This is a genomic window from Micromonospora carbonacea, from assembly GCF_014205165.1.
Lineage (GTDB): Bacteria > Actinomycetota > Actinomycetes > Mycobacteriales > Micromonosporaceae > Micromonospora > Micromonospora carbonacea.
Window position 1 is genome coordinate 1,377,976 of record NZ_JACHMZ010000001.1, and the last position, 15,548, is coordinate 1,393,523.

Annotated in this window: 14 protein-coding genes; 12 read left to right on the top strand and 2 right to left on the bottom strand. The window is 74.9% G+C overall.

Annotated features, from left to right (window positions below; genetic code table 11):
• The first annotated feature begins 253 nt into the window (after positions 1-253).
• The 5 genes from HDA31_RS06245 to HDA31_RS06265 are packed head-to-tail and all read left to right on the top strand — an operon-like array spanning position 254 to position 6,612.
• Positions 254-2,350, top strand: coding sequence for a DUF1800 domain-containing protein (locus HDA31_RS06245; RefSeq protein WP_178065970.1), 2,097 nt, complete (start codon positions 254-256; stop codon positions 2,348-2,350).
• 32 nt (positions 2,351-2,382) lie between these two features.
• Positions 2,383-3,762, top strand: a complete 1,380-nt coding sequence (locus tag HDA31_RS06250; protein ID WP_178065969.1) for a DUF1501 domain-containing protein — start codon at positions 2,383-2,385, stop codon at positions 3,760-3,762.
• Complete coding sequence (locus tag HDA31_RS06255; protein WP_178065968.1) at positions 3,759-5,177, top strand: ferredoxin reductase family protein; 1,419 nt, start codon at positions 3,759-3,761, stop codon at positions 5,175-5,177. The genes HDA31_RS06250 and HDA31_RS06255 overlap by 4 nt, the downstream gene beginning before the upstream one ends.
• A 24-nt stretch (positions 5,178-5,201) precedes the next feature.
• The gene (locus HDA31_RS06260) at positions 5,202-5,777 is read left to right on the top strand and encodes an FMN-binding protein (RefSeq protein ID WP_178065967.1); all 576 of its coding nucleotides are present in this window, start codon (positions 5,202-5,204) and stop codon (positions 5,775-5,777) included.
• 49 nt (positions 5,778-5,826) lie between these two features.
• Positions 5,827-6,612, top strand: a complete 786-nt coding sequence (locus HDA31_RS06265) for an FAD:protein FMN transferase (protein ID WP_178067705.1) — start codon at positions 5,827-5,829, stop codon at positions 6,610-6,612.
• A 402-nt stretch (positions 6,613-7,014) separates the two neighbouring features.
• Here the strand turns inward: HDA31_RS06265 and HDA31_RS06270 are convergent, their stop codons facing one another.
• Positions 7,015-7,686, bottom strand: a complete 672-nt coding sequence (locus HDA31_RS06270; RefSeq protein WP_074474722.1) for a bifunctional DNA primase/polymerase — start codon at positions 7,684-7,686, stop codon at positions 7,015-7,017.
• Between the two features lie 251 nt (positions 7,687-7,937).
• On the opposite strand from HDA31_RS06270, the gene HDA31_RS06275 reads away from it, so the two are divergent.
• The 7 genes from HDA31_RS06275 to mctP all read left to right on the top strand — a co-directional run bounded on the left by HDA31_RS06275 (position 7,938) and on the right by mctP (position 14,898).
• Positions 7,938-9,167 carry a helix-turn-helix domain-containing protein gene (locus HDA31_RS06275; RefSeq protein WP_178065966.1) on the top strand — a complete coding sequence of 410 codons (1,230 nt, stop codon included), beginning with the start codon at positions 7,938-7,940 and terminating at the stop codon, positions 9,165-9,167.
• A complete protein-coding gene (locus HDA31_RS06280) occupies positions 9,164-9,766 on the top strand; it encodes a flavoprotein (RefSeq protein WP_178065965.1) in 603 nt (200 codons plus the stop codon). Before HDA31_RS06275 ends, HDA31_RS06280 begins: the two co-directional genes overlap by 4 nt.
• Before the next feature lie 108 nt (positions 9,767-9,874).
• Positions 9,875-10,831 carry a Nif3-like dinuclear metal center hexameric protein gene (locus HDA31_RS06285; RefSeq protein WP_178065964.1) on the top strand — a complete coding sequence of 319 codons (957 nt, stop codon included), beginning with the start codon at positions 9,875-9,877 and terminating at the stop codon, positions 10,829-10,831.
• Positions 10,821-11,558, top strand: a complete 738-nt coding sequence (locus HDA31_RS06290; protein WP_074474726.1) for a zinc ribbon domain-containing protein — start codon at positions 10,821-10,823, stop codon at positions 11,556-11,558. Before HDA31_RS06285 ends, HDA31_RS06290 begins: the two co-directional genes overlap by 11 nt.
• Positions 11,559-11,563: 5 nt before the next feature.
• Entirely contained in the window at positions 11,564-12,793 is a 1,230-nt protein-coding gene (locus HDA31_RS06295; protein WP_178065963.1) for a bifunctional RNase H/acid phosphatase, read from the top strand.
• A 201-nt stretch (positions 12,794-12,994) separates the two neighbouring features.
• Positions 12,995-13,240 (top strand): DUF3311 domain-containing protein, encoded by a 246-nt coding sequence (locus HDA31_RS06300; protein ID WP_178065962.1) that lies wholly within the window; start codon positions 12,995-12,997, stop codon positions 13,238-13,240.
• Positions 13,240-14,898 carry a monocarboxylate uptake permease MctP gene (mctP, locus tag HDA31_RS06305; protein ID WP_178065961.1) on the top strand — a complete coding sequence of 553 codons (1,659 nt, stop codon included), beginning with the start codon at positions 13,240-13,242 and terminating at the stop codon, positions 14,896-14,898. The genes HDA31_RS06300 and mctP overlap by 1 nt, the downstream gene beginning before the upstream one ends.
• A 148-nt stretch (positions 14,899-15,046) precedes the next feature.
• Here the strand turns inward: mctP and HDA31_RS06310 are convergent, their stop codons facing one another.
• Positions 15,047-15,529, bottom strand: coding sequence for a MarR family winged helix-turn-helix transcriptional regulator (locus tag HDA31_RS06310; protein WP_178065960.1), 483 nt, complete (start codon positions 15,527-15,529; stop codon positions 15,047-15,049).
• Positions 15,530-15,548 lie beyond the last annotated feature (19 nt).

Genomic DNA, 15,548 nt, shown 5'->3' on the forward strand with positions numbered 1-15,548 from the left:
CCGAAATGTCGCGGCCAGGGCCGGCGGGTTCGCTTCCGCCCTGCTGGGGACGCCGGCGGCGGCAGGGCCCGGACCGGATTGCCCGGCGTCGGCGTTGAGCGCCGTCTTAAGTGCCCTCCGCGGCCCTTCCGCAGCGTCTTGAAGCCGTCTCCGCCCGTCGTTAACTTCCTGGGAACTCCTTGGGCAACAGTCGCCGCACCCGCCCCACCCCCGGGCTGGGCCCACCGGCGCTTGACGAAAACGGGATTGGTACATGGCCGACCAGAACGTGCCACCGCGCCGACCGCGGGACGACCGCGCCTGGGACGGGCGACAGGACCCCAGCCCGGACGCCTACCGCGAGCACGGACCAACCACCGCCTACGGACCCACCGGCCACCAGCCGGGCCAGCTCCCGTACCACCAGGCCCCGTACCCCGGCCGCCCGCAGCCCGCGTACCCGACGGTCGCCGCGGCGGACCACGACGCGGCCCGCCGGGGCCCGCGCTGGGTGGGCCCCGACGGCCTCGGCGGGCCCGCGCGCCCCGACGGCCCCGGACTGCCCAACCTGGACGACGACGGCGAGCCCGGCCGCCGGGTGGGCCGCCGCCGCGCCCTCGCCGCGCTCGGCGGCACCGCCGCCGTGGTGGCCGGCGGCGCGGCCCTGGCGATGACCCCGCAGGTACGCGGGTTGCTCGACCTCGGCGACGCCCCGATCGGCGACGCCACCGGCACCACCGTCACCGACGGCAGCTCGGTGCGCCCCGGCGGCCAGCAGCCCAGCACCGTGCGCACCTACACGGAGCAGAACGAGAGCTACATGGGCTCCCGGGCCGGCGCGGCGCTGAAGAGGAACACGCCCACCGGTGGCCGCACCTTCTCCGGCCCGGCCGCCGCCGCCGAGGCGACCGAGGTGACGGTCAAGACGGTGCTCGCCAAGGACCCGGTGCGGCACCTGGCCAGCCGGGCCACCTTCGGCGCCACCCCGAAGCTGCTCGCCGACATCAAGCGGATGGGCATCGACGCGTGGGTCCGCCAGCAGCTCGAACCCGAGAAGATCGCGCCCAGCGCCGCCGAGCTGAAGCTGTCCGAGCTGCCCACCCTCAAGCTCAGCCCGCAGCAGCTGCGCGACCAGCGCGACGCGCTCAACGAGCGGGGCGCGCAGCCGGAACGCGAGCTGGTCGACGCCACCATCGCCCGGCAGATCTGGTCGGAGCGCCAGCTCTTCGAGGTGATGGTCGACTTCTGGAACGACTTCCTGCACGTCGCCGCCGACTTCGACGGCGGCGAGATCTACCGGGCGTCCTTCGACACCGACGTCGTGCGCAAGCACGCGCTGGGCAGCTACCCGGAGATGCTGGTCGCCGCGAACAGGCACCCCGCGCTGCTGCTCTACCTCAACCAGAACGACTCGCGCGCCGACGCGGTCAACGAGAACCTGGCCCGGGAGAACCTGGAGCTGTACTCCGTCGGCGTCGACGGCGGCTACACCGAGAAGGACGTGCGGCAGGCCGCCCTGCTCCAGACCGGCCGGGGCGTCAACGACGGGCAGTACGTGTTCCGCCCCGAGCGGCACTACCTGGGCAAGGTGAAGATCCTCGGCTTCAGCCACGCCAACAACTCCGACGACCCGAAGAAGGCCGACGCGGCCATCGACGCGTACATCGCGTACATCGCGCTGCACCCGTCGACCGCGAAGTACGTGGCGCAGAGCCTCGCCACCCGGTTCGTCTCGGACACCCCGCCGAAGTCCCTCGTGGACCGGCTCGCCAGGACGTACGCGGCGAACAAGGGCATGATCAAGCCAATGCTGATGACGCTGTTCAGCTCCTCGGAGTTCTGGGCGTCGGTCGGCCAGAAGGTGCGCCGCCCGCTGGAGTACCTCGTCGCCACGTACCGCAGCCTCGGCGTCTCCCCGCAGGCGTCGCCGGCCTTCCAGCAGGGCGACAACCGGCGCACCGCGTTCGCGCAGGGGCTGCGGCAGGTCCAGGACAAGATGCGCGAGCTGGGCCAGTATCCGATGGGCCAGCCCACCCCGGACGGCTACCCCGACGTCTACGTCGCCTGGACCTCCGCCGGCACGATGGTCAACGGCTGGAACGAGGCCGGTGAGCTGCTCGGCGGCCGGCGCACCCAGTTCACCTACACCCCGCCGCAGAAGCTGGTCGCGAAGCCGCCGGCCACCGCCGGGGCGTACGTGGACGCGCTGGCCCAGCGCCTCGTGCACCAGAAGCTCAGCGCCCGGGAACGGGAGCTGATCCTCGACGTGGCCGGCGTCTCGGCGGGCACCCGGGTCGACGCCACGTTCGACGGGGCCGTCGCCGCCGTCGCGCGGGCGATCCTCGCGTCCCCCCAGCACCACCTGCGGTGAGGCACCCGATGGAGAAGCCGACGAGGCACCCGATGGAGAAGACCGTGCACCCGTTCCCCCTGCACCCCGAATGCCCCGACGTGCGCCGCCTGGCCGACGACCCGGCCGAGGCGCTGCTGCGGGCCGAGGCCGACATCGTCGCCGCCGAGAACGCCGCCGAGGCCGACCGCTACCGCCGGCTGGAGGCGCTGGAGGAGGCCCAGCAGGACGGCCGGGGCGTCACCCGGCGCACCTTCGTCGCCGGGGCCGCCGCCACCGCGACCGCCCTGGCCACCGCCCAGTTCGTCACCACCTCCGCCTCGTTCGCGGCGACGAAGACCGGCACCCTGATCCACGTCTTCCTCTACGGCGGGCTGGACGGGCTGAGCCTGGTCGCCCCGGCCGACGACCCGGTGCTGGCCAAGGCCCGCCCCGACCTGCTGCTCGGCGACGACTCCCTGGCCCTGGGCCGCGGCTTCAAGCTGACCAGCGCGTTCGCCCCGCTGGAGAAGTGGCTCAAGGCCGGGCAGCTCGGCTTCGTGCCGGCGGTCTCCGACGAGCGGCTGTCCCGCAGCCACTTCCAGGCCGCCGACGCCTGCAACCTCGGCGGGCTGCCCAACGAGACGGGCGGCCGGGGCTGGCTGGACAGCCTCGTCGACAACCTCGGCAAGGGCACCGCGTTCCGCAGCGTCGGCATCGGCAGCACCCTGCCCCGGTCGCTGGTCGGCACCAACGGCGCGCTGGCCATCAACAGCGTCGGCTCGCTGCGGCTCAACGGCGACGAGAAGTACCGGGCGGCCACCGAGAAGGCGATCCGGGGCCTGTTCACCGGGATCAACCACCCCGTCCAGGAGGCGGTGCAGGACGGCCTCGGCGCGCTGGCCACCGCGCAGCAGCTCGCGGCGAAGCCCTACCAGCCGGCCGAGGGCGTGAAGTACGAGGGCGTCGGCTACGCGTTCCAGCAGCTCGCCCAGCTCATCAAGGGCGGGGCCAACGTCCGGGTCGCCACCGTCGGGATGGGCGGCTACGACACCCACGAGAACCAGGGCACCCGCCCCGGCGGGCAGCTGCACCGCCGCCTCGGCGAGCTGGCCGCCGCGCTGGCCGCGTTCTTCACCGACCTGGGCGACGCCGCCGCCGACGTCACGGTCATGGTGTCCAGCGAGTTCGGCCGCCGGGTCGCCTCCAACGGCGGCGGCACCGACCACGGCCACGGCGGCGTGGTCACCGTCCTGTCCGGCCGCAAGCTCGCCGGCTCGCTGCTGGGCGCGTGGAACGGCCTGAGCGACCTCGACTCCGGCGACGTGCCCGAGTACAACAACATGTTCGACGTGTACGGCTCCGTGGCGCAGGGCCGGTTCGGGCTCACCACCGCCGAGGTCGACAAGATCTTCCCCCGGCAGAAGTTCAACCCCATGAAGCTGTACGCGTGACCCACCCGCAGACCCACACCGCCGGCCGTCGTACGGGCAACCCCGCCCCGCACGGCGGCCGGTCGGCTGCGCCCGTACCCCCGGCTGCGGTGCCCCGGCGCGGGCCCGGCGGCCGGCGGGCGCTGGTGGGCCTGTTCTGGGCGGGCCTGGTCGCCGCCGTGCTGCCGTGGTGGCTGGACACCCCCGCCGGCTCCCTGGACACCACCGCCGCCGCGCTGACCGCCGCCGGCCGGATCACCGGCCTCGTGGCCGGCTACCTGCTGCTGGTGCAGGTGCTGATGACGACCCGCCTCGGCGTGTTCGAGCGGTCGGCCGGCCCGGAACGGATCTCCCGCTGGCACCGGGACGTCGGCGCGACCCTGCTGGTCACGGTGCTGGCCCACCTGTCGCTGATCGTGGTCGGCTACGCGGCCGAGGGCGGCCGGTCGGTGCCCGGCCAGGCCGGCGAGCTGCTGGCCCACTACGAGGACATGGTGGGCGCGTTCGCCGCGGCCGGCATCCTGGTGCTGCTCGGCCTCACCGGGGTCCGCGCGCTGCGCCGGGCGCTGCCCTACGAGCTGTGGTACCACCTGCACCTGGCCAGCTACCTCGCCGTCGTGCTCGGGTTCGGCCACCAGTTCAGCAACGGCGCGCAGCTGCACCCGCCGGGGCCGGTGCGCACCGGCTGGATCGCCGCGTACGCGCTGGTGGCCGCCGCCCTGCTCGGGGGCCGGGTGGTCGCCCCGCTGCGGTTCAACCTGCGGCACCGGCTGCGGGTGGCCGACGTCGTCGCGGAGAGCCGCGACACGGTGTCGATCTACCTGACGGGCCGGCGGCTGCACCGGCTCGACCTGCTCGGCGGGCAGTTCCTGCGCTGGCGGTTCCTCGCGCCGGGCTGCTGGTGGCAGTCGCACCCGTTCTCCGTCTCCGCCGCCGCGAACGGCCGCTGGCTGCGGCTGACCGTCAAGGTGGTCGGCGCGCACACCGCCGACCTGCGCGAGCTGGCGCAGGGCACCCGGGTCTGGGCGCAGGGCCCGGCGGGCACCTTCACCGCCGCCCACCGCCGCCGGGAGCGGGCCCTGCTGATCGCCGGCGGCAGCGGCATCGCCCCGCTGCGGGCCATGCTGGAGGAGCTGCCGCCGGGCGCGGCCCTGATCTACCGGGCCCGCACCCCCGACGACGTGCTGCTCCAGCGGGAGCTGGACTGGCTCGCCCAGGAACGCGGCACCGACGTCTGGTACGTCGTCGGCTCCCGCGACGACCCCGGCCCCCGGCAGGTGCTCAGCGCCCAGGGGCTGCGCGAGCTGGTGCCCGACGTGGCCCGCCGCGACGTCTACCTGTGCGGGCCGCCCGGCCTGATCGCGCAGGCGGTCCGCGCGCTGCGGGCGGCCGGCGTGCCCCGCCGCCAGGTCCACCGCGCCACCTTCGAGCTGTAGTCCTTCGCCGAGAGGTCCCCCGCCATGCGTCGCGCGCTCCTCGCGATCACCGGCCTCGCCGCCGGCACCACCGCCCTGGTGGTGCTCAAGGGTTCCCCGGGCGTCGGCCAGGCCGCCCACGAGCCGCCGGCCGTCGCCGCCCCGTCGGGCGGGGCCACCCCGCCGGCCGGCACCGCCACCCTCGGCGCGAAGCCCCGCGCCCGCGCCACCACCCCGGCCGCCACCCGCACCCCGTCGGCCCGCGCCACCACGGCCCGGCCCACCACGGCCCGGCCCACCTCGGCCCCGCGCGCCACCACCGCCGCGCCGCGCGCGACGACCCGCCGGGTCACCGGGCCGGTCGTCGAGAACGAGTACGGCAACGTGCAGGTGCAGATCGTCGTCTCCGGCACCCGGATCGTCGACGCCGTGGCCCTGGAACTGCCCCAGGAGACGGCGCAGTCCGACCGGCGCAGCGAGCAGGTCGACGGCCGCTACAGCGGCCCCTCGGGGCAGGTCGTGCAGCGGCAGAGCGCCGAGGTGGACACGGTCTCCGGGGCGACCGCCACCAGCGAGTCCTACCGGCGGTCGCTCCAGGCCGCCATCGACCGGGCCCGCTGAGGTGGCGGCGGCACCGACCCGGCCGGGCCTGCGCCGGGTCGAGCAGATCATGGGTACGGCGATCAGCCTCGACCTCGCCGACGACCTGCCCGCCGGGCGGCTGGACGAGCTGGCCGAGGAGACGTTCGCCTGGCTGCGGGAGGTCGACGCCCGGTTCAGCACCTACCGGGCCGACAGCGAGGTGCGCCGCTTCGACCGGGGCGAGGTGCTGCTGTCGGAGGCGTCGCCGGACCTGCGGGCCGTCCTGGGCCGCTGCGCCGACCTGTGGGGCGACACCGACGGCTTCTTCGACGCGTACGCGACCGGCGCGCTGGACCCGTCCGGCTACGTGAAGGGCTGGGCGGCGCAGGTCGCCTCCGACCGGCTGCTCGCCGCCGGCGCGCCGAACCACTGCGTGAACGCGGGCGGCGACGTGCGGGCGCGGGGACTGTCGGCGGGCGGGCGGCCGTGGCGGATCGGCGTGCGGCACCCGTGGGACGAGACGTCCACGTGCCTGGTGCTCACCGGCACCGACCTGGCGATCGCCACCTCCGGGGTGTACGAGCGCGGCCACCACGTGCTCGACCCGCGCCGGGGCGTCCCCGCCACGGGCCTGCGTTCGGTCACCGTGGTCGGCGCGGATCTCGGCGTCGCCGACGCGTACGCCACGGCGGCGGTGGCGATGGGCGCGGCCGGCATCGGCTGGCTGGACCGCTTGGCGGGCCACGAGCACGCGATCGTCACCGACGACGCCCGCCTCCTGCACTCGACCCGCCTCCCGATCCTCCCGCCCCTCCCCACCTCCCGCACCGTCCCCACCCTCCCGCCCTTCCCGCCCCTCCCCACGGCCCCGTGACCGCCCATGCCCCCGCGATCTTGCAGTTGCGGCCCCGGTTTCGCGGCCTTCGTCCCGCCTTGCCTGGGCCCCAAGTGCAAGATCGCGGGCGGCAGTGGCTGGGGCGGGGGTGGGTGGGTGGGGGGGTGGGGGGTGGGGGTCAGCTGGTGGGGCGGCGGGTGCCGGCCGGGTGGGAGCCCAGCGGGCGGGGGCGGCCCGGGCGCGAGCCCGGCGGACGGGTGGGCGGCCAGCGCCGTGGCCGGCGGTGGTGCGGCGGCGGTTCCGCCCCGTCGGGTCGGCGCGCCGCGTCATCCCTGGACATCAGACCCCCGATCGGGGCGCTGTCGCGCCCTCGCCCGGGTCAACGACGCCCGTGGCGGCCGGGACGCTGCCCGCCCGGCGTCCGCTCCCCGACAGCGGTTGTCACCAGCCGCGCCGGGGCAGCGGCAGGTGACCGGGGAGCAGTTCGGCCGGCAGCGCCACGCCGGTGGCCCGCAGGGCGTCGACCAGCACGTTCTGCATGAGGTAGGAGTCCGGAAGCTGCCAGCGCGCCTGCTCCGGGGCGACCGCCCAGCGGACCGGGCCCTCCGGCAGCCGGGTCGGCGGGGCGGCGATCCACGAGCCGACGCCGTGCCGGACCACGTGGAAGCAGTGTTCCAGCTCGGGCCGGAGCGGGTCGCCCGGGCGGACCAGGAACATCCAGCGCCCGGTGGGGGTGACCAGCACCGGCCCCCGGACCCCGAGGCCGGCCGGGTGCGTCCCGACCGAGTCGAGCACGTGCCGCCCGAGGTGGGCCGGCACTTCCAGGACGTCGAAGGCGCGCCCGGTGGGCAGCAGCACCCCGTGCGGGCGGCTGCGCCACCAGGTCGCCACCCGGGCCGGGTCGGCCGTGGCGGCCCGCTCCCACTCCTGGAGGGCGGGGTGGCAGCCGACGGTGGGGCAGCCGGCCCGGCCGCACACGAAGCGACTGCGGGCCAGGCACGCGCCGGGAGTCACCTCCCAGCCGTGCGCGGCGTAGCGGACGGCGACCCTCCGCAGCCGGACCCGTTCCAGCGGCGACAGCTGTGCGACCCGTGGGCCGACGTTCCCCCACATTCGTTCGTACTCCCTCCGCCGGGCATCCCTAGGTGCCAGGTCACATGTCGAGCGCCGTCACTGCCGTAGACCGCCGTCGTTGACCTGACGGAACGGTTGGTGCAAGTTGCACGAAAGCTATGAGGGTCACCCGTACGGCCGACGTACAGGCTGTGCGACCAGCGGAAACCTGAGGACGAACGGACTGCCGCGCCACCCGCGCAGGCGGCCGCCGGTGGCCGGTCGGCCCCCGGCAGGGGAGGGACGGGGAGATGGACGAGTTACCCATTGGCCGGCGGGTGGCCTACTGGCGCGGGCGGCGCAAGCTGTCCCAACAGGTCTTCGCCGACCGGCTCGGCAAGTCCAAGAGCTGGGTGGACAAGGTCGAGCGCGGGGTGCGCCGGCTCGACAAGTTCTCCGTCCTCTACGAGATCGCCTACATCCTCGAAGTCGACGTGCAGTTGCTGCTGGGCAAGGACCCGGAGCGGCGGGCCGACGCCCTCAACTGCATCGACCAAATCGAGGTCCAGGAGATCCGGGCCGCCCTGGAGCGGTACGACTCGATGAGCGCCTACTTCGACGCGGCCCCTTACCCGCCGCCCCTGGTGGACATGCGCAAGGCGGTCAACCACGCCTGGCTCACCTACCAGTACGGCCGCTACGGGATGCTGACCCGGGCGCTGCCGAAGCTGCTGCGCGACGCCCAGGCCGCCGACGCCGGCCACGACGGCGACCACTCCCGGGAGGCGGCGCACCTGCTCGGCCAGGTCTACCAGATCGCCTCCTCGGTGCTGCGCAAGCTCGGCGAGTGCGACCTCGCCTGGCTGGCCGCCGACCGGTCGATGGCCGTCGCCCAGCGGGCCGACGACCCGCTGCTGGCCGGCATCGCCACCACCCGGGTCTGCAACGCGATGGTCGCGATGGGCCGCCCCCGCCCCGCGCTGGAGCTCAACCTCACCATCGCCAACCGGCTCGCCCCCGGCGGGGGCAACGACACCGACCCGGGGCGGCTCTCCGTCTACGGGCTGCTGCTGTTGCAGGGCGCGATGGCCGCCGCGCGGCTCGGCGACTCCGCCACCGTCGACGACCTGATCAACGGCGCCCACGAGGCGGCCCTGCTGCTGGGCAGCGACCAGAACCACTACTGGACGTCGTTCGGCCCGACCAACGTGGAGCTGCACCGGGCCGCCGCCGCCGTGGAGCTGGGCGACGGGGGGCGGGCGGTGGAGGTCCACCAGCAGCGCATCGCCGAGCCGGCGTTCAACACCCTGCTGCCCGAGCGCCGCGCCCACCACCTGCTCGACCTGGCCCGGGGCTTCGCCCAGATCGGCGACGTGGCCAACGCCGGGGAGATGCTGCTACGCGGCGACCGGCTCGCCCCCTCGGAGATCCGCTGCCGTCCCATCGCCCACGAGGTGATGTCGGACGTCCTGCGTCGCACAAGGGGTGCGCCGCCTTCGCTGATCGCGGAGTTGGCTGAGCACATGGGAGTGGGAGTATGAGCGCGGCGGGGGTCGGGATCACCGATCCGCACCGCAGCAGCGAGCGCCGCGAGGTGCTCTACGTCATCGCCTGCGGGTCGCCGCTGGCCAGCCACGTCGGCCGGCTCGTGGAACTGGCCCAGCAGGACGGCTGGGACGTGTGCGTGGTCACCACGCCGGACGGCGCGAAGTTCGTCGACCGGCCGGCGCTGGCCCGCCAGACCGGTCATCCGGTCCGCAGCCGCTACAAGGACCCGGGCGACCCGGACGTGCTGCCCCCGGCCGACGCGATGGTCGTCTGCCCGGCGACGTCCAACACGGTCAACAAGTGGGCCGCCGGGATCACCGACACCATCGCCCTCGGCCTGCTGGTCGAGGGGCAGGGCAAGGGGGTGCCGATCGTGGCGGTGCCGTTCACCAACGTCGCGATGGCCGGGCACCCGGCCTTCCGGGCCAGCCTGGCCCGGCTGGCCGAGTGGGGGGTCGACGTCGTCTTCGGCGACCACGTCGTCCCGCTGCACCCGCCCGGCACCGGCGAGCACCACCTGCACGCGTTCCCCTGGGCCGCCGTCCTGGCGGCCGTGCGCGGCCTGCGCTGCCCGGTGAGCCCGGCCGCCTGAGCCCGGCCGAGAAGCAGGGGCCCCTTGTCAGCGGATTCCGTCGGCCGAGGGGCCCCTGTCCACCGCCCAGGCCGTGACGCGCGGCCGACGCCGGTAAGCTGGCCCGCCGTGAGCACAACCGCGACACCGCCGCCGCCGACGACCGTGGCCGACGTGGTGGCGGCGCTCGCGCGCCGCTACCCGACCAGCTGGGCCGAGGAGTGGGACCGGGTGGGGTTGGTGCTCGGCGAGCCCACCGCCCCGGTGCGCCGGGTGGCCTGCGTGGTCGACGTGGTCCCCGAGACGGTCGCCGAGGCCCTCGCCGCCGGCGCCGACATGATCGTGGCCCACCATCCGCTGCTGCTGCGCGGGGTCTCCTCCGTCGCCCCGACGACGTTCAAGGGGCGCATCGTCCACGACCTGATCAAGGCCGACGTGGCGTTGTACGTCGCGCACACCAACGCCGACGTGGCCGACCCGGGCGTCTCCGACTCCCTCGCGGCCCGCTTCGGGCTGACCGGCCTGCGCCCGCTGCACCCGCCGGCCCCCGGCTCCCCGGCCGCCGGCGCGGGGCGGGGCATCGGCCGCATCGGCGAGCTGCCCCGGCCCATGACCCTCGCCGAGCTGACCCGGCACGCCGCCGCCGTGCTCCCCGTCACCGCCTGGGGCGTTCGCGCCGCCGGCGATCCCGGGCGTATGGTTCGTACCCTCGCGGTCAGCGGCGGCTCGGGGGACGCGTTCCTCGGCGCGGCGACCGCGGCCGGCGTCGACGCCTACCTGACCTCCGACCTGCGCCACCACCCCGCCGGCGAGCACCTCGCCGCCGGCGGCCCCGCCCTGCTGGACGCCGCCCACTGGGCGACCGAGCGACCCTGGCTCGACGACCTGGCCGCCGCCCTGCGGGCCGAGCTGGGCGTCGAGACCGTCGTGTCCGACCTGGACACCGATCCGTGGACGGTGCACGCCGCCGCCCCCACGGCTGCCGGCCCGGCAGCCACCCGCACCGTGCCCGGCGGCGCCGCCCCGGGACCCGCCGCCGACCCCGCCCCCGCCGCGGACGACAAGGAGCCCCGACGTGAAGGCTGACCCGAAGGTCCAGCGCCGCCTGCTCGACCTCCAGGCGATCGACACCACCCTCGCCCAGCTCGCCCACCGCCGCCGCACCCTGCCCGAGCTGGCCGAGCTGGAGGCCCTCGCCCGGGAGCTGTCCGCGCTGGAGGACGAGCGGGTCCGCGCCCAGGTCGCCGTCGACGACCTGGACCGCGACATCGCCCGCATCGAGAAGGACGTCGACCAGGTCCGGGCCCGCAAGAGCAAGGACGAGGCGCGGCTGGCCGCCGGCAGCGGCCCGGCCCGGGAGCTGGAGGCGCTCCAGCACGAGCTGGTCTCGCTCAACCGCCGGCAGAGCGACCTGGAGGACGCCGAGCTGGAGCTGATGGAGCAGCGGGAGACCGCCCAGGGCGTACTCGACGGGATCGAACGGCGGGCGGCCGAGGCGCGCGAGCGGCGGGCGGCGGCCGAGCAGCGGCGCGACGACGCCCTCGCCGAGATCGCCAAGGAGGAGGAGTTCAAGCGGCAGTCCCGCCAGCCCCTCGCCGGTGACCTCCCGGCGGACCTGGTCACCCTCTACGACAAGATCCGCGCCGACACCGGGCTCGGCGCGGCCCTGCTTACCGGCGGGCGCTGCGGCGGCTGCCGGCTGGAGCTCTACGGCGCGGACATGGCCCGCATCCGCAGGGCCGCGCCGGACGACGTGGTGCGCTGCGAGGAGTGCCGCCGCATCATGGTCCGCACCAACGAGTCGGGGCTGTAGCTCCGATGGCGGTGCGCGCGGTCGTCGTCGAGGCCGACGGCGGGTCCCGGGGCAACCCCGGCCCGGCCGGCTACGGCGCGGTGGTCCGGGACGCGGCCAGCGGCGAGGTGCTCGCCGAACGCTCCGAGGCGATCGGCACGGCCACCAACAACGTCGCCGAATACCGGGGGCTGATCGCCGGCCTGGAGGCCGCCGCCGAGCTGGGCGCGGTCGAGGTCGACGCCCGGATGGACTCCAAGCTGGTGGTCGAGCAGATGTGCGGCCGCTGGCAGATCAAGCACCCGGGGCTGCGCCCGCTGGCCGCGCAGGCCGCGGCGCTGGTCGGCCGGTTCGCGGCGGTGCGCTTCCAGTGGATCCCCCGGGAGCGCAACCGGCACGCCGACGCCCTGGCCAACGCCGCGATGGACGCGGCGGCCACCGGCGGGAAGGCCCGGAAGGCCGACGCGGGCGGGGCGGCCCGGCCCGCCGCCGAGCCGCCCCGCGAGGTCGCCGCACCCGACTCGCCCGCCCGAGCCCTCGCCCGGGAGGCCGCCGCCCGCGCCGCCACGAAGCGGGCCGGCACCGACCCGGCGACCGCCCCCGCCTCCTGGGAGCCGCGCCCCAGCGACACCGCGACCCGGCTGATCCTGGTGCGGCACGGCGAGACCGAGTTCACCGAGCAGCGCCGCTACTCCGGCCGCGGCGACGTGCCGCTGTCCGCCCGGGGCCGGGCCCAGGTGCGGGCCACGGCCGCCCGGGTGGCCGCCCTCGCCCCGGCCGTCGCGGCCGTGGTCAGCTCGCCGTTGTCCCGGTGTACGGCCACCGCGCGGGCGATCGCCGGGGCGCTCCGCGGCACCGTGCCGCTCCGCACCGACGACGACCTGATCGAGTGCGACTTCGGGGCGTGGGAGGGGCGCACCTTCGCCGAGGTGCGCGCCGGCTGGCAGGGCGAGCTGGACGCGTGGCTCGCCTCGACCCGGGTCGCCCCGCCCGACGGGGAGTCGTTCACCGAGGTCGCCGCCCGGGTGACCCGGGCCACGGACGCGCTGGTCGGGGCGTACGCCGGGGAGACCGTGGTGGTGGTCTCGCACGTCTCGCCGATCAAGCTGGTGCTGCGCGAGGCCCTCGCCGCCGACGACGCGTTCCTGCACCGGCTCTACCTCGACGCGGCCGGCATCTCGGTGCTCGACCGGTGGCCGGACGGCGGCGTCGCGGTGCGCTCGGTCAACGACACCGCCCACCTCGCCGCGCTCTGACCCACCGCGAAGGAGCGGCCGTCCCACGGGGACGGCCGCTCCTTCGTCTGCCCACGACCGGGGAGACATCGATGGGTATGCCGTTCGGCGCATCCGGCGGTCCGCTCGGCGCACCGCCCCGCGCCGGTCGAACGTGACGCCCGTCACCACGTCGTAACGTCCGGCCGTCATGGGGAGACGAGACCACCGGAGGTGTGTCGTATGACCGCATCCGAACCGGAGGAACCCGGCTCGGCGTCGTCCAGGGCGAAGGACCACAGCCCCTGGAACTGGTTGCTGTTCGTCCCGATCGTGGTGCCGCTGATCCCGGTGTTCTTCAACGCCGACGCGCCGCGCGTGTTCGGGTTCCCGCGCTTCTACTGGCTGCAACTGGCCTACATCCTGCTCGGCGTGACCACCACCACGCTCGTCTACCGGCTGACCAAGAGGCGGGGTGGTGACCGGTGATGTGGCGCGACCATTTGACCGAGATCATCGTCTTCACGACGCTGTTCCTGCTGGTCAGCGTCATGGGTTTCGTGGCGGCCCGGTGGCGGGCGCCGAGGGACATGGCCCACCTCGACGAGTGGGGGCTGGGCGGGCGCAGCTTCGGCGGCTGGATCACCTGGTTCCTCGTCGGCGGTGACCTCTACACGGCGTACACGTTCGTGGCGGTGCCGGCGCTGGTGTTCGGCGCGGGCGCGATGGGCTTCTTCGCGGTGCCGTACACGATCGTGATCTACCCGATGGTGTTCCTGGTGCTGTGCCGGCTCTGGTCGGTGTCGCACCGGCACGGCTTCGTCACCCCCGCCGACTTCGTCCGCAGCCGGTTCGACTCGCCGGTGCTGGCGCTGGTCGTCGCGGTCACCGGCATCGTCGCCACCATGCCGTACATCGCGTTGCAGCTCGTCGGCATCGAGGCGGTGCTCAAGACCATGGGGGTGACCGGCGAGAGCGCCCTCGCGCGGCACCTGCCGATCATCATCGCGTTCGCGATCCTGGCCGCCTACACCTACCAGTCGGGGCTGCGCGCGCCCGCGCTGATCGCGTTCGTCAAGGACACGCTGATCTACGTGGTGATCCTGGTGGCGGTGCTCTGGCTGCCGCAGAAGCTGGGCGGCTGGGGCTCGATCTTCGACGCCGCCGAGGCGAAGTTCCAGGCCACGGCGCAGAACCCCAACGACGGGATCCTGCTCAACGCCAACAACCAGCTCCAGTACGTCACCCTGGCGTTCGGCTCGGCGCTGGCGCTGTTCCTCTACCCGCACAGCATCACCGGCGTGCTGGCCAGCCGGAACCGGGACGTGATCAAGCGGAACATGTCGGCGCTGCCCGCGTACAGCCTGGTCCTCGGGTTGATCGCGCTGCTCGGCTACATGGCCATCGCGGCGGGGGTGAAGCCGCTGCCCGGGTCGACGCCCGGCAGCGCGGACGCGAACACGGTCGTGCCGGTGCTGTTCGACCAGCAGTTCCCCGACTGGTTCGCCGGGGTCGCGTACGCGGCCATCGGCATCGGGGCGCTGGTGCCGGCGGCGATCATGTCGATCGCGGCGGCGAACCTGTTCACCCGCAACATCTACAAGGAGTACCTGAAGCGGGACGCCAGCCCGGCCCAGGAGGCGAACGTCTCGAAGATCACCTCGCTGGTGGTGAAGGTCGGCGCGGTGGCCTGCATCGTCTTCCTCGACCCGCAGTTCTCCATCGACCTCCAGCTCATCGGCGGCGTGATCATCCTCCAGACGCTGCCGGCCGTGGCGCTGGGCCTCTACACCCGCTGGTTCCACCGGGGCGCGCTGATCGCCGGCTGGGCGGCCGGCATGGGGCTGGGCATGTGGATGCTCTACCAGATCCCCAACCCGGCGACGAAGCGCGCCCACTTCGGCGGCTCGGCGTTCCCGCTGAGCGACTTCGGCTTCGACACCAAGAAGACGATCTACGTGGGGATCGTGGCGGTGCTGGTGAACCTGCTGGTCGCCGCCCTGGTGACCCTGGCCCTGCGGGCGGCGAAGGTGGACGCGGGCCGCGACGGCACCACGCCGGACGACTACTTCGCCGACGAGGGCGACCCGCGCGTCACCCCGGGCCCGGCCCGCGACGCCGACGCCGCCCCGGAACCGGTGGCGTAAGGAAGGGCCCCCTGTTAACGCATTCTGTTGTACAGGGGGCCCTTCCTAACAAGCCTGCCGCCAGGCGCGCGCCCGGCGCGGCGGGAGGGCGCGGGTGCCTGGCGGCGGCCCGGTGCGCCCGGCGGCGGGGCGCGCTTGGCGGCGGCGGTCAGCGGCGGGTGCGGGCCCGGGTCTCCAGCGCCTCGTTGAGCCGGCGCAGCAGGCCGGCCAGGGTGTCGCGGTCGGCCGGGGCCCAGTCGGCGAGGACGTCGCCGTAGAGCCGGGTGCGGGCCGCCCGGACGGCGGCCATGCGGTGCAGCCCGGCCGGGGTGGGGGAGACCACGGTGCCCCGGCCGTCGCTCGGGTCGGGGGCGCGGGCGATCAGCCCGTCGCGCTGCATGGCGGAGACCTGCCGGGTGACCGTGGAGCCGTCCAGGTTGAGCCGGGCGGCGAGCGCCGAGACGTTCTGCGGGCCGGCGCTGTCGAGGTGCCGCAGGATCACGTACGCCGCGCGGTCCAGCACCCGGTGCTCGGCCGTGCCGGTGGCGCGCCGGGTCGCCTCGCCGAGTCGCATGAGGAGCGCCACCTCGGTCTCGATCCGCCCGAGTGTGACCTCTTCCGCAGTGCCTTCCGCAGTGCCGTCCTCGCTCATAGCTGTAGGATACAAGAAA

Excerpts from the sequence above, each read along its gene's own strand:
- HDA31_RS06260 (WP_178065967.1), top strand. The coding sequence starts at position 5,202 with ATGCGTCGCGCGCTCCTCGCGATCACCGGCCTCGCCGCCGGCACCACC.
- HDA31_RS06265 (WP_178067705.1), top strand. The coding sequence starts at position 5,827 with ATGGGTACGGCGATCAGCCTCGACCTCGCCGACGACCTGCCCGCCGGG.
- HDA31_RS06310 (WP_178065960.1), bottom strand. The coding sequence starts at position 15,529 with ATGAGCGAGGACGGCACTGCGGAAGGCACTGCGGAAGAGGTCACACTC.
- HDA31_RS06280 (WP_178065965.1), top strand. The coding sequence starts at position 9,164 with ATGAGCGCGGCGGGGGTCGGGATCACCGATCCGCACCGCAGCAGCGAG.
- HDA31_RS06270 (WP_074474722.1), bottom strand. The coding sequence starts at position 7,686 with ATGTGGGGGAACGTCGGCCCACGGGTCGCACAGCTGTCGCCGCTGGAA.
- HDA31_RS06295 (WP_178065963.1), top strand. The coding sequence starts at position 11,564 with ATGGCGGTGCGCGCGGTCGTCGTCGAGGCCGACGGCGGGTCCCGGGGC.
- HDA31_RS06275 (WP_178065966.1), top strand. The coding sequence starts at position 7,938 with ATGGACGAGTTACCCATTGGCCGGCGGGTGGCCTACTGGCGCGGGCGG.
- HDA31_RS06300 (WP_178065962.1), top strand. The coding sequence starts at position 12,995 with ATGACCGCATCCGAACCGGAGGAACCCGGCTCGGCGTCGTCCAGGGCG.
- mctP (WP_178065961.1), top strand. The coding sequence starts at position 13,240 with ATGTGGCGCGACCATTTGACCGAGATCATCGTCTTCACGACGCTGTTC.
- HDA31_RS06245 (WP_178065970.1), top strand. The coding sequence starts at position 254 with ATGGCCGACCAGAACGTGCCACCGCGCCGACCGCGGGACGACCGCGCC.
- HDA31_RS06250 (WP_178065969.1), top strand. The coding sequence starts at position 2,383 with ATGGAGAAGACCGTGCACCCGTTCCCCCTGCACCCCGAATGCCCCGAC.